A 13,401-nucleotide genomic window follows, 5' to 3' on the forward strand; every position below is an offset into this window, starting at 1 on the left:
GCCGGGGTCCATGTTGGCGTAGACTCCGGGGTATGAAACCGATCCGTCTTGCGGCCAGCGCCGCGCTGTTCCTGCTGCTGTCGCATGCCTATGGCGCGCAGTTTTATCAAACCAAAACGCCTTACGCGCCGCAGCAGGCGGCCAGCAGCTACGAGGCGCCGCCCAGCGGCTACCGGGCGGTCTACACGCAGATGCTGGCCCGTCACGGCTCGCGCGGCTTAAGCAGCTTCAAAACCGAACTGGCGCTGTACAAGCTGTGGCTGGCGGCGAAACAGCGGGACGCGCTGCTGCCGATGGCCGGGCAGCTTGGACCGGATCTGGAAGAGATGATGAAGGCGAACGCGCTGCTGGGCTACGGCGTGGACGGCATCACCAAGCCTGGCTACGGCAACGAGACAGCGCTCGGCGCAGAGGAACACGCCGGCCTGGCGCAGCGCATGCATGCCCGCCTGCCCGAGCTGTTTGGCGCAGCGACCGATGGCGCAGGCGCGCGCCGCATCGTCGTGGTCAGCTCTGGCCGCGACCGGGCGACGGATAGCGGCTACTTCTTCAGCCGCGCGCTGGTGCGGCAGCAGCCCGGCCTGGCGCCGCTGATTGACACCGGCATCGACCGCGCCACGCTGTACTTCCACAAGCTGAACGTCCGCCAGGACGGCCAGGTGCCAGAGGCCACCCTCGCCTACCAGCGCTGGATCGACAGCGGCGAACTCAAAGCCATCGAACAAGCCGCCCATCGGCAACCACGCCTGAAAGCCGCCGCGCTCACCACGCTGAACGCGCTGTTCAAGCCGGACTTCGTCGCGACGCTGGACGACGCCAGCTTCACCAGCAGCGGCAGCCGCACCTACAGCAGCGCCGATGGCAAGTTCACCGCCAAGCTCGCCGCCGACGGTGACGCCAGAATCGCCAGCGCCACCGACGCCGCGCTGGCGCTATACGATATGTACGCAGCCGCGGCCGGCATGCGCCATGAACTGAAGGCAGACTTCACTAAATACATCCAGCCCACCGAGGCCCGCATCTATGCCGAAGCCGAGGACACCGTCGCCTTTTACGAAAAAGGCCCCGGCATCGCCGAGAACGGCGACGTCACCTGGCGCATGGCCGCCCCGCTGCTGGACGATTTCTTTGCCGAAGCCGACGCCATCGCGGCCGGCCGGCGCGCCCACCTGGCCAAGCTGCGTTTCGCCCACGCCGAAATCGTCATGCCGCTGGCCAACGCGCTCGGCCTGGGCCGGCAACTGCCGCGCGCCACGACTTATAGTTACCAAAATAGCAGCTGGCGCGGCGAACAGGTGGCGCCGATGGCCGCCAACATTCAGTGGGATCTCTACCAGAACGCGGCCGGCCGCACGCTGGTCCGCATGCTGTACAACGAACGCGAAACCGCCTTCCAGCCCGCATGTGACCACGCCCGCATCACCCCGACCAGCCACTTTTACGACTATGCACAGCTGAAAGCTTGTTATATGCAGAATAAAAATTATCAAATCGCCCATACCAAAAGGCGTTTCTAGCGCATTAGCAACAATTAATACAAATCAGCACTCACGGCAGGGTTAATGCAGATGGTAAACTGGGAAGGTCATTAGACACTTAGAGAGGTAATCCCATGAACCAGATGTCGAGACGCCAGTTCCTTCGGGTAACCGGCGCGACCATCGCGGGTTCGAGCATTGCGTTACTCGGCTTTGCGCCGGCGACGGCCCTGGCCGAAGTCCGGCAGTACAAGCTGGCACGCAGTACCGAAACCCGCAACACTTGCCCATACTGCTCCGTCGGTTGCGGCATTCTGATGTACGGCCTGGGCGACGGCGCCAAGAACGCCAGCGCCAGCATCATCCACATTGAAGGCGACGCCGACCACCCGGTCAACCGCGGCACGTTGTGCCCGAAAGGCGCTTCGCTGATCGACTTCATCCACTCGCCTAACCGCTTGCTGGCGCCGCAGTACCGCGCCCCGGGCGCGACGGACTGGAGCCCGATCTCTTGGGATGACGCGCTGAACCGCATCGCCAAGCTGATGAAAGAGGACCGCGACGCCAACTTCATCGAAAAAACCGCAGACGGCAAAACCGTCAACCGCTGGACCACCACCGGCATGCTGTGCGCTTCGGCGGCCAGCAACGAAGTCGGCTACTTAACCCATAAAACGATGCGTGCCACCGGCATGCTCCCATTCGACAACCAAGCACGTGTTTGACACGGTCCAACGGTGGCAGGTCTTGCCTCGACATTTGGACGTGGTGCGATGACGAATCACTGGGTAGACATCAAGAATGCAGATGTCATCCTGGTCATGGGCGGCAACGCAGCGGAAGCACACCCTTGCGGGTTTAAATGGGTCACGGAAGCCAAGGCGCATCGCGGCGCCAAGCTGATCGTGGTCGATCCACGCTTTACCCGAACGGCCTCGGTGGCGGACCATTACGTCCCTACCCGTACCGGCGCGGATATCGTGTTCCTGGGCGGTATCATCAACTACCTGCTCACCAACGACAAAATTCAACACGAGTACGTCCGCAATTACACGGACATGCCTTTCATCGTGCGCGAAGATTTCGCCTTCAACGACGGCCTGTATTCGGGCTGGGACGACGAAAAGAACAAGTACACCGACAAGAGCAGCTGGAACTACGAGATGGGCGACGACGGCTACGCCAAGATCGACCCGACGCTCCAGCACCCGCGCTGCGTGTACCAGCTGATGAAAAAGCATTACTCGCGCTACACGCCTGAAATGGTGGAAAAGCCTGCGGCGTGCCGCCGGAAAAATTCCATCTGGTGGCGGAAGCCTTGGCCTCGACCGCTGTGCCGGGCCGTGCCGCGACCATCCTGTACGCACTGGGCTGGACCCAGCACTCGACCGGCGCGGAAACGCTGCGCACCGGCGCCATGGTGCAGCTGCTGCTGGGTAATATGGGCATCGCCGGCGGCGGCATGAACGCGCTGCGCGGCCACTCCAACATCCAGGGTCTGACCGACCTGGGCCTGCTGACCAATATGCTGCCGGGCTATCTGAGCCTGCCAGGCGAGGCCGAGCAGGATTGGGACGCCTATGTGGCCAAGCGCGCGCTGAAGCCGCTGCGTCCCAACCAGCTGAGCTACTACAGCAACTCGAAGAAGTTCCTGGTGTCGTTCATGAAGTCGTGGTGGGGCGACCACGCGACCGAGGACAACAACTGGGCCTTCGACTACCTGCCGAAGCTGGATAAGCCTTACGACATGATGCAGGCTTTCGAGCTGATGACTCAGGGCAAGATGACCGGCTACATCTGCCAGGGCTTCAACATCCTGGCCTCCGGCCCGGACAAGCAGAAGATCACCGACGGCCTGTCCAAGCTGAAGTGGCTGGTCATCATGGACCCGCTGCAGACCGAGACCTCCGAGTTCTGGAAACCGCACGGCGACTTCCACAAGGTCGATCCGAAAGCGATCCAGACCGAGGTGTTCAGCCTGCCGACCTCCTGCTTCGCGGAGGAACGCGGTTCGCTGGTGTCGTCGTCGCGCGTGCTGCAATGGCACTGGCAAGGCGCCGAGCCGCCAGGCCAGGCCCGCAGCGATCTGGAAATCATGTCGGCCCTGTTCCTGCGCCTGAAAAAGGCGTACCAGACCGAGGGCGGCAAGTTCCCCGATCCGATCCTGAACCTGACCTGGAACTACGCGCAGCCGCACTCGCCGCAGCCGGAAGAGATCGCGATGGAATTCAACGGTAAAGCGCTGAAGGAAATCACCGATCCGAAAGATCCGACCAAGGTTATCCTGAAGAAGAACGAGCAGCTGGCGGGCTTCGCGCAACTCAAGGACGACGGCAGCACCGCCTGCGGTTGCTGGATCTTTGCCGGTTCGTGGACGGCAGCGGGCAACCAGATGGGCCGCCGCGACAACAGCGACCCGACCGGCATCGGCCAGACCCTGAACTGGGCCTGGGCATGGCCGGCCAACCGCCGCGTGCTGTACAACCGCGCCTCGTGCGACCCGCAAGGCAAGCCGTGGGATCCGACCCGCAAGCTGATCGCGTGGAACGGCACCAACTGGGGCGGCGCCGACGTGCCGGACTACAAAGCCGACGAACCGCCGGAAAACGGCATGGGTCCCTTCATCATGTTGCAGGAAGGCGTGGCACGCTTCTTCGCGCGTGACGCAATGGCCGAGGGTCCGTTCCCTGAGCACTACGAGCCGTTCGAATCGCCGATCGGGCACAACCCGCTGCACCCGAACAATCCCAAGGCCTTCAACAACCCGGCCGGCCGGATGTTCGCCAACGACCGCAAGAAGTTGGGCAAGAAGGACGAGTATCCGCACGCGGCCACCAGCTACCGCCTGACGGAGCACTTCCACTACTGGACCAAGCACGCGCGCCTGAACTCCATTATCCAGCCGGAGCAATTCGTCGAAATCGGCGAAGCGCTGGCCAAGGAAGTGGGCGTGGTGCACGGCGAACGCGTGAAGGTGTCGTCCAAGCGCGGCTACATCATCGCCAAGGCGGTGGTGACCAAGCGTATCAAGCAGTTGACCATCGACGGCAAACCGATGCACCACGTCGGCCTGCCGATCAACTTCGGCTTCAAGGGGCTTACCAAACCGGGCTACTTGGTTAACACGCTGACGCCTACCGTGGGCGACGGCAATTCGCAGACACCGGAATCGAAATCGTTCCTGGTGAAAGTGGAAAAAGCTTAAGGCCGGAGGAGAGATAACATGGCATTACAATCACTTGATATCAAGCGCATGTCGGCGACGACGGTGCAGACGCCGGTGGCCCGCACCCCGGTGACCGGCACTGTCGCCAAGCTGATCGACGTCTCCAAATGCATCGGCTGCAAGGCTTGCCAGACGGCCTGCATGGAGTGGAACGATCTGCGCGACGAGGTGGGTGAAACCACCGGCGTCTACGACAACCCGCTGGACATGACGGCGCAATCCTGGACCGTCATGCGCTTCTCGGAATACGAGAACACCAAGGGCGACCTCGAATGGCTGATCCGCAAGGACGGCTGCATGCACTGCGAAGACCCGGGCTGCCTGAAGGCCTGTCCTTCGCCGGGCGCGATCGTGCAGTACACCAACGGCATTGTGGATTTCCATCAGGAGAACTGCATTGGCTGCGGCTACTGCGTGGCCGGCTGCCCGTTCGACGTTCCGCGTATCTCCAAGCAGGACAACCGCGCCTACAAGTGCACCTTGTGCTCGGACCGCGTGGCTGTCGGCCAGGAGCCGGCGTGCGTGAAGACCTGCCCTACCGGCGCCATCGTCTTTGGCACCAAGGAGGACATGAAGCATCACGCCGAGGAGCGCATCGAGGACCTGAAGTCGCGCGGCTTCGCGCAAGCGGGCCTGTACGATCCGGCCGGCGTTGGCGGCACCCACGTCATGTACGTGCTGCACCACGCCGACCAGCCGTCGCTGTACCACGGATTGAAGAAAGATCCGAGCATCAGCGCCACGGTCGGCCTGTGGAAGGGCCTGACCAAGCCGCTGGCACTGGCCGGCATGGCGGTGACGGCGCTGGCGGGCTGGTTCCACTACTCGCGCGTGGGTCCTAACGAAGTGTCGAAGGAAGAGGAAGCCGAGGCGGTCGCCGAGGCCCAACGTATCAGGGAGGAAGCAAAATGAGCTCGCCCAACCATGATAAAGACGGCAACCCGCTGATCCAGCGTTATACGGCCAACGACCGTAGCAACCACTGGATCACGGCCATCTGCTTCATTCTGCTGGCTGTCTCCGGCCTCGCCATGTTCCACCCGGCGACGTCGTGGATGGCGGTGTTCCTTGGCGGCGGCCAGTGGACGCGCATTCTCCACCCCTTCATCGGGCTGGTGATGTTCGTCTCGTTCTTCGTGCTGGTGCTGCGTTTTTGGCACCACAACAAGTTCGAACCGGGCGACAAGGAATGGCTGCAGCAACCGCAGGACGTGTTCAACAACCGTGAAGAGAATCTGCCACCGGTCGGCCAGTACAACGCCGGTCAGAAGATCCTGTTCTATGTGTTGATCCTGTCCATGGTCGGCCTGCTGTTGTCGGGCATCGTGATCTGGCGCGCGTACTTCGCGTTCTACTTCCCGATCGAGATCGTGCGCCTGGGCGCGTTGCTGCACGCGTTCTGCGCGACGGTGCTGATCATGTCGATCATCGTCCACATCTACGCGGCGTTCTGGGTTAAGGGTTCGATCAGCGCCATGGTGCGCGGCACGGTCACCTACGGGTGGGCACGCAAGCACCATCCGCGCTGGTTCGAAGAAGTGATCCGCAAAGGCCGCACCAAGCTTGACTAAGCCTGCGGCGATCCCGATTTGGGATTAAAATACTCCCTGAGCCGGCAGCGATTCCGCTGCCGGCAATACGGGAGATTTTTTGGTACAACGCTTGCTAGAACCTGGCGAAATCGAGGCACTCGATCACACCGCCATACCACGCCTGCTGCTCCCGGAAGCACGCAGTCTGTTCACCGCGCGCGCCGCGCGTCTTCGCCAGTTGGCGGATAATCAAATCAAGGGCATCCCGGTCGGCGAGACCATGAGTGGCTATCTGAAGATGATGGCCGCGCTGGTCGACGCGCAGTCCGCCGTGATCCGTTCGCTGCCGCCAGAAACGTTCGCCTTGCCGGATGCGGCCGGCATTCAAATGGCAATCGACCACCACATGCCGCCGCTGCCGGTCAACGGCGAGCGCCCGGCGACGTGGCGCCGCGTGTTCGACGCGATCCTGAATGAACTCGACCCGCTTGCGGCAAGCCAGCCACAATTGGCTGCCGTGCTGGCGGAGCTGCGCTCGCTCGACAGCGCGCAACTGGAAGGCTGCGCCGACGCGGTGCTGGCCGAGCTGACGGAAGGCGTGCATCCGCTGCACGCGCCGTTCGTGGCTGCGGCCTTGCAAGTGATGTGGACCATGCGCGCCAGCCAGCTCGAAGCGCCCAAGGTGCAGCCGCTGGTGACCAATACCCTGTGCCCGGTGTGCGGCGCGCATCCGGTGGCCAGCGTGATCCGCATCGGCGGCCAGTCGCAGGGCTATCGTTACCTGCATTGCGCTTGCTGCTCCAGCGAGTGGCACATGGTGCGCGTGAAATGCTCGTGCTGCGAGAGCACCTCCAATATCGCTTACCAGAGCATCGAGCCGGAAGGCGGCATGCCGGCGGCGACCGAGCCGGTCAACAAGGCCAACGATCCAAGCAAGGTAGCGCGCGCCGAGACCTGCGAGGATTGCCACACCTACCGCAAGATCTTCAACCAGGAACACGACCTGTTCGTCGATCCGCTGGCCGACGACCTGGCCAGCCTGGCGCTGGACCTGCTGGTCGGCGAAGCCGGCTACTCGCGCGCCAGCGGCAACCCTCTGCTGTGGTTTAACGCCGAATGAGCGTGTCGCCCGCCACCGCCGCAACGGCAGGCGCGATCCGCCTGCCGGCCGTGCACCTGATCCTGTCCGACGCCGGCTGTGAAGCCTTGATCGCGCAATATGGCCGCGTGCAGACGCTGGAAGCGGCGCGCGCGTTGCTGGCCGAACTGCGCGCTATGCTGCTGGCCGCGCGCGAAGGCGGCGACACGGCGGCGCTGGCGGTGGCCGGCGCGCCCGACACCAGCATCGCCTCGCTGGTCGCGATGCTGGCCACCCGCCTGCAAGAACAAAACGCCTCGCCGCTGCGCCCCGTGTTCAACCTGACCGGCACCGTGCTGCACACCAACCTTGGCCGCGCCCTGCTCCCCGACGCCGCCGTGCAAGCGGTGGTGGACGCGATGCGCTGGCCGATGAACCTCGAATGGGACATCGACACCGGCAAGCGCGGCGACCGCGATAACCTGATCGAAGACCTGCTGCTGGAACTGACCGGCGCCGAAGCGGCCACCATCGTCAACAACAACGCCGCCGCCGTGCTGCTGATGCTGAACACCGTGGCGCTGAACAAGGAAGTCATCGTCTCGCGCGGCGAGCTGGTGGAAATCGGCGGCGCCTTCCGCATTCCGGACGTGATGACCCGCGCCGGCGCCGTGCTGCGCGAAGTCGGCGCCACCAACCGCACGCACCTGAAGGACTACGACGAAGCGGCCGGCCCGGACACCGCGCTGATGATGAAGGTCCACACCAGCAACTACGCCATCACCGGCTTCACCAAGAGCGTCGAACTGGATGAACTGGCGCCGCTGGCGAAACAGCACAACATCCCGGTCGCGGTGGACCTCGGCAGCGGCACGCTGGTCGATCTGGAACAATACGGCCTGCCGCACGAAACCACCGTGCGCGAAACCATCGAAGGCGGCGCCGACCTGGTCACCTTCAGCGGCGACAAGCTGCTGGGCGGCCCGCAATGTGGCATCATCGTCGGCCGCAAGGACCTGGTCGCGCAGATCAAAAAGAATCCGCTGAAGCGCGCCCTGCGCGTCGGCAAACTGACGCTGGCAGCGCTGGAACCGGTGCTCGCGCTGTACCGCGCGCCCGACCTGCTGCCCGAGCGCCTGACCACCCTCAAGCTGCTGACCCGCCCCGCCGCCGACATGCGCGCGCAGGCGCAAGCCATTCTGCCGCTGCTGCAAGCCGCGCTGGGCGCCGGCTACGAAGTCACCGCTGACGCCATGACCAGCCAGATCGGCAGCGGCGCGCTGCCGGTGGACCAGCTGCCCAGCCACGGGCTGGTGATCCGCCCCGCCGCCGCTGGCCGCATCAGCAACGCCCTCGGCGTGCTGGAACAGCGCCTGCGCGCGCTGCCGCTGCCGGTCATCGGCCGGGTGGCGCAGGATGCGCTGTGGCTCGACCTGCGCTGCCTTCAGGACTACCAGCAGCAGCGCTTCATCGAACAACTTTCGCTGCTCCAGGCATGATCGTCGGTACCGCAGGCCACATCGACCATGGCAAAACCACGCTCACGCGCGCTCTCACCGGCGTCGATACCGATCGCCTGAAGGAAGAGAAGGCGCGCGGGATTTCGATTGAACTGGGCTACGCCTACACGCCGCTGAGCGGCGACGACATCCTCGGCGTGATCGACGTGCCGGGGCACGAGAAATTCATCCGCACCATGGCCGCCGGCGTCACCGGCATCGACGTCGCGCTGCTGGTGATCGCCGCCGACGACGGCATCATGCCGCAAACGCTGGAGCACCTGGCCATTCTGCGCCTGCTGGGCGTCAAGCGCGGCGTGGTGGCGATGACCAAGATCGACCGCGTCGACAGCAATCGCCTGGAACAGCTGGAAAAGGAGATCCATGCGCTGCTGGCGACCACCGATTTCGCCAGCGCGCAAATCTTCCGCACCAACGCCACGGTGGACGGCGATGTGGGCGTCAAGGCGCTGCTGCACCACCTGTCGCGCATCGCCGCCACGCTGCCGTCCAGCGATGAACGGCGCCTGTTCCGCCTTGGCGTGGACCGCGTGTTCACGCTGTCCGGCCAGGGCACGATTGTCACCGGCACGGCGCTGGCGGGCAGCGTGCGCGTGGGCGACACGCTGCAACTGGCGCCCGGCGGCCAGCAAGTGCGCGTGCGCAGCATCCACGCGCAGAACCGCGCGGCGGAAGCCGGCCGCGCAGGACAGCGGCTGGCGCTGAACCTGAGCGGCGCCGCCAAGGACGACATCGCGCGCGGCGCCTGGATCGTGGCGCCGGCGCTCGGCGAATGCTCGCAACGCGTCGACGTGCAACTGACGCTGACGCCGGACTGCGGCCTGACGCTGAAGCCATGGTCGCCGGTGCACGTGCACCTGGGCGCGGCGCACCATACGGCCAACGTGGTGATGCTCGATGACGAGGTGCTGGCGCCCGGCCGCACGGGACGCGTACAGCTAGTGCTGGACGCGCCGGTGCACGCGGTGCCCGGCGACCGCTTCGTGCTCCGCAACGCGCAAGCCACCGCCACCATCGGCGGCGGCGTGGTGCTCGACCCGTTCGGCCCCGCGCGCAAGCGACGCAGTGCGGCGCGGCTGGCGTGGCTCGATGCGCTGTCGGCCTACATCGGCAACGGCGACATCGCCGCCCTGCTGGCGCGCGGCCCGCTCGGCCTGCGCGCATCGACGCTGGTGCGGCTGTCGCAACTGCCGGCGGCGCAGATCGAGGCGCCGGCGGGCACGGTGGAAGTGGCGCTGCAAGGCGGCGACACGCTGCTGATCGCGGCGGCCGAAGTGAAGGCGCTGCAAGCGCGCATTCTGGCGGCGCTGGCCGAGTTCCACGCGCGCGCGCCGGACGATGCCGGCCCCGAACTGTGGCGCCTCAAGCGCATCGTCTCGCCGGACATGGAAGACCGCTTGTGGAGCCGCCTGGTCGACACGCTGCTGGCCGCTGGCGCCATCGGCCAGCGCGGCCGCAGCCTGCACCTGCCCGAGCACAGCGTTGAACTGAGCGCGGACGAACAAGCCGCGGCGGCGCCGCTGCTGGCGTCGCTATTGGCCGGCGGCTTCGATCCGCCATGGGTGCGCGACCTGGCGCGCGCCCACCAGATGCCGGAGGCCGAGGTGCGCCGCCTGCTGCTCAAGCTGTCCAAGACGGGCGAGCTGAGTCAGGTGGTGAAGGACTTGTTCTATCATCCGCAGCGGCTGGACGAACTGGCGCGGCTGGTGGCCACGCTGCCCGAGGTGCAGGCCGCCAGTTTCCGCGACGCCACCGCGCTCGGACGCAAGCGGGCGATACAGATCTTGGAATTCTTCGACCGGGTCGGCTATACTCGCCGGATTGGCAATATCCACCTGATACGTCCGAACGCAGTCTGGGCGTACAGTTCCTAGCAATCCCACGGAAGGCATACTCATCCGGTGATGGGGCCGGGCTTCAAACCCGGTGGGGGGCGTCAGCCGCTCCCTCGTAAGTTCGACTCCTACTGCCTTCCGCCATTCACCGTTTGCAGCACCATGTCGATGGCCGCGTCGAAGTCGGCCGGGGTCTGTTCCAGCAGCGACCACAGGTGATTGTGCGCGGCGCCCTGCACGATGTGCAGCTGGCGCGACTGCGCGCCGGTGGCTGCGCCGAATAGGCGGTCGGAGATTTCCAGCGGGATCACGGCGTCGTGCTCGGCGTGGATAATCAGCAGCCGGCCCTCGAAGCGCGCCAGGATGTCCCAGGCGTCGCTGTCGTCCCAGCTGCGCTCGCGCCGTATCACGGCCGAGAACTCCGGCCCGAACGGCACCTCATACGCCGCCGGCGTAAAGACGCCCGGCACGATCAACACCAGCGCATCGACCTTCTGCTGCCCGGCCAGGCGGATGGCGTTGTAGGCGCCCATGCTGGCGCCGAACACCACCAGCGGACCTTGCAGCGGGCTGGCCGCCAGCACCGCCTGCGCCTGCCGCGTGCGGCTTGCCACCGACGATTGCGCCAGCACGCCGCCGGTGTCGCCATGGCCGATCGCGTCGAAACACACGCTGCCCAGGCCGCGTTGCTGCAAGGCGCCGCGCAGCAGATGGTGGCCCTTGCGGGTGCTGGCGCCGGCGCCGTGCAGGTAAAGAATGCGGTTGCTGTCGCGCCCCACGTAGTGGTCGGCCTTCAGCGTGTGGCCGTCGAACGGCACGTCGAAATCGTGAATGGTCATGCCTTAGCCTACCGAAAGCCGCTGGCTTTGTAAATGAAAGTAGCCCGCCTTCCGTCATTCCCGCGCAGGCGGGAATGACGGGGGCGCACAGTAGGGGTTTCCACAAGGCACAAACTTTTACAATAGATGTTAGAATTGCCTAACAACAATACATATTGCAATCAAAATAACTATATCCACCACATTTTAAACATCGAGGAAACCTATGAATTTTGCAAAGATGAGAGTGGGTAATCGCCTGGCCATCGGCTTTGGCGCCTGCCTGGTGCTGTTGCTGGTCATCGCGGTCGGCAGCTCGATCACGATGCGCGGCATCACCAACGACACCGACAACCTGCTGGAGCAGCAGCTGCAAACCGAGCGCCTGGTGACCGAGTGGCACGGCAGCATCCAGAGCAACATCCAGCGCGCCCAGGCTTCCGCGCGCCTGACCAATCCGGAAGACCGCAAGTATTTCGACGACGGCCTGGCCGGCGCCATCAAGCGCAACGGCGAAGTGCAAAAGCTGCTGACCGAGCGCCTGGTCGACCCGCGCGCCAAGGAACTGTTCGCCAAAGCCATGACCGACCGCGACGCCTACCAGGCCGCCCGCAAGAGCGTGCTGGAAGCGCGCGACAGCGGCAACGCCGAGCTGACCGCGCAGCGCATCCGCGACCTGTTCGTGCCGGCCTGCGATCGTTACCTGGCCAGCATCGCCGCTGTCGCCGAGCGCCAGCGTGCCGCCATCGATGAAATCGGCAAGGCCGTGCACGACCGCAGCGTCGCCGGCATTTCGCTGTCCGCCTTCCTGGCGGTGATGTCGATCGGCGTCGCGGTGCTGCTGGGCTGGCTGATCACCCGCTCCGTGCTGAAGCAACTGGGCGGCGAACCGCTGTACGCCGCCGGCATCACCGACCGCATCGCCGCCGGCGACCTGACGGTGCGCGTGGAGCTGGCGCCGGGCGACCGCTCCAGTCTGCTCTACAGCATCGCCGCCATGCGCGACCGCCTGGCCTCCATCGTCGGCCGGTGCGCAGCACCACCGAGGCGGTGGCGACCGCGTCGGACGAAATCGCCAGCGGCAATATGGACCTGTCGTCGCGCACCGAACAGCAGGCCAGCTCGCTGGAAGAAACCGCCTCGTCGATGGAAGAACTGACCTCGACCGTCAAGCAAAACACCGACTACGCGCGCCAGGCCAACCAGCTGGCGGCCGAGGCGTCGGACGTGGCCAGGCGCGGCGGCGGCGTGGTGGCGGAAGTGGTCACCACCATGGAATCGATCAGCACCTCGTCCAAGCGCGTGGTGGATATCATCGGCGTCATCGATGGCATCGCCTTCCAGACCAATATCCTGGCGCTGAATGCGGCGGTGGAAGCGGCCCGCGCCGGCGAACAGGGCCGCGGCTTTGCCGTGGTGGCGTCGGAAGTGCGCAACCTGGCGCAGCGCTCGGCCAGCGCGGCCAAGGACATCAAGGAACTGATCAGCGATTCGGTGGAGAAAATCGAAAGCGGCGCGGCGCTGGTGGACCAGGCTGGCAATACGATGACCGAGATCGTCAACAGCGTGCGCAGCGTCAGCGACATCATGGAGCAGATCGCCCACGCCAGCGCCGAGCAGGAAGCCGGCATCGAGCAGATCAACCAGGCTATCGGCGAGATGGATGGCGTGACGCAGCAAAATGCCGCCCTGGTGGAAGAGGCGGCCGCAGCGGCGGAATCGCTGCAAGGCCAGTCGACCCATCTGGCGCAACTGGTCAGCGTGTTCAAGCTGGACGGCGCCGTGCCCACAAGCGCGGCGCGTTCCGCCACCGCCGCAAGCACTCCAGCGCCAGCACGCGCGCCGGCCCTGCCGCGACTGCGCAACAACCTGGCGAACTGACCGCACCGCCGCTGCGCGCACCGCACCTGCCGC

Annotated in this window: 7 protein-coding genes, 1 tRNA gene and 2 pseudogenes; 9 read left to right on the top strand and 1 reads right to left on the bottom strand. The window is 65.1% G+C overall.

Features of this window, described 5'->3' with window-relative positions:
* Positions 1-32 precede the first annotated feature (32 nt).
* The 8 genes and pseudogenes from ACRQ5J_RS20755 (at position 33) to ACRQ5J_RS20790 (ending at position 10,813) form a co-directional block, all read left to right on the top strand.
* Positions 33-1,517 (top strand): histidine-type phosphatase, encoded by a 1,485-nt coding sequence (locus ACRQ5J_RS20755; RefSeq protein WP_432379417.1) that lies wholly within the window; start codon positions 33-35, stop codon positions 1,515-1,517.
* 95 nt (positions 1,518-1,612) lie between these two features.
* Positions 1,613-4,683 (top strand): annotated as a pseudogene (gene fdnG / locus ACRQ5J_RS20760) (formate dehydrogenase-N subunit alpha).
* Between the two features lie 18 nt (positions 4,684-4,701).
* Complete coding sequence (gene fdxH / locus ACRQ5J_RS20765; RefSeq protein WP_432379419.1) at positions 4,702-5,616, top strand: formate dehydrogenase subunit beta; 915 nt, start codon at positions 4,702-4,704, stop codon at positions 5,614-5,616.
* Positions 5,613-6,275 carry a formate dehydrogenase subunit gamma gene (locus tag ACRQ5J_RS20770; protein ID WP_432379421.1) on the top strand — a complete coding sequence of 221 codons (663 nt, stop codon included), beginning with the start codon at positions 5,613-5,615 and terminating at the stop codon, positions 6,273-6,275. The genes fdxH and ACRQ5J_RS20770 overlap by 4 nt, the downstream gene beginning before the upstream one ends.
* Before the next feature lie 79 nt (positions 6,276-6,354).
* A complete protein-coding gene (fdhE, locus tag ACRQ5J_RS20775) occupies positions 6,355-7,356 on the top strand; it encodes a formate dehydrogenase accessory protein FdhE (protein ID WP_432379423.1) in 1,002 nt (333 codons plus the stop codon).
* The gene (selA, locus tag ACRQ5J_RS20780) at positions 7,353-8,813 is read left to right on the top strand and encodes an L-seryl-tRNA(Sec) selenium transferase (protein WP_432379425.1); all 1,461 of its coding nucleotides are present in this window, start codon (positions 7,353-7,355) and stop codon (positions 8,811-8,813) included. The genes fdhE and selA overlap by 4 nt, the downstream gene beginning before the upstream one ends.
* Complete coding sequence (gene selB / locus ACRQ5J_RS20785; RefSeq protein WP_432379427.1) at positions 8,810-10,708, top strand: selenocysteine-specific translation elongation factor; 1,899 nt, start codon at positions 8,810-8,812, stop codon at positions 10,706-10,708. Before selA ends, selB begins: the two co-directional genes overlap by 4 nt.
* Before the next feature lie 9 nt (positions 10,709-10,717).
* Positions 10,718-10,813 (top strand) — tRNA-Sec (locus ACRQ5J_RS20790).
* Here ACRQ5J_RS20790 and ACRQ5J_RS20795 read toward each other — a convergent pair.
* The gene (locus tag ACRQ5J_RS20795; RefSeq protein ID WP_432379429.1) at positions 10,798-11,508 is read right to left on the bottom strand and encodes an alpha/beta hydrolase; all 711 of its coding nucleotides are present in this window, start codon (positions 11,506-11,508) and stop codon (positions 10,798-10,800) included. The genes ACRQ5J_RS20790 and ACRQ5J_RS20795 overlap by 16 nt on opposite strands.
* 220 nt (positions 11,509-11,728) lie before the next feature.
* Here ACRQ5J_RS20795 and ACRQ5J_RS20800 point away from each other — a divergent pair.
* A pseudogene (locus ACRQ5J_RS20800) lies at positions 11,729-13,368 on the top strand (methyl-accepting chemotaxis protein).
* The last annotated feature ends 33 nt before the right edge of the window (positions 13,369-13,401 follow it).

Source organism: Duganella sp. P38 (assembly GCF_050859475.1).
Lineage (GTDB): Bacteria > Pseudomonadota > Gammaproteobacteria > Burkholderiales > Burkholderiaceae_D > Rugamonas.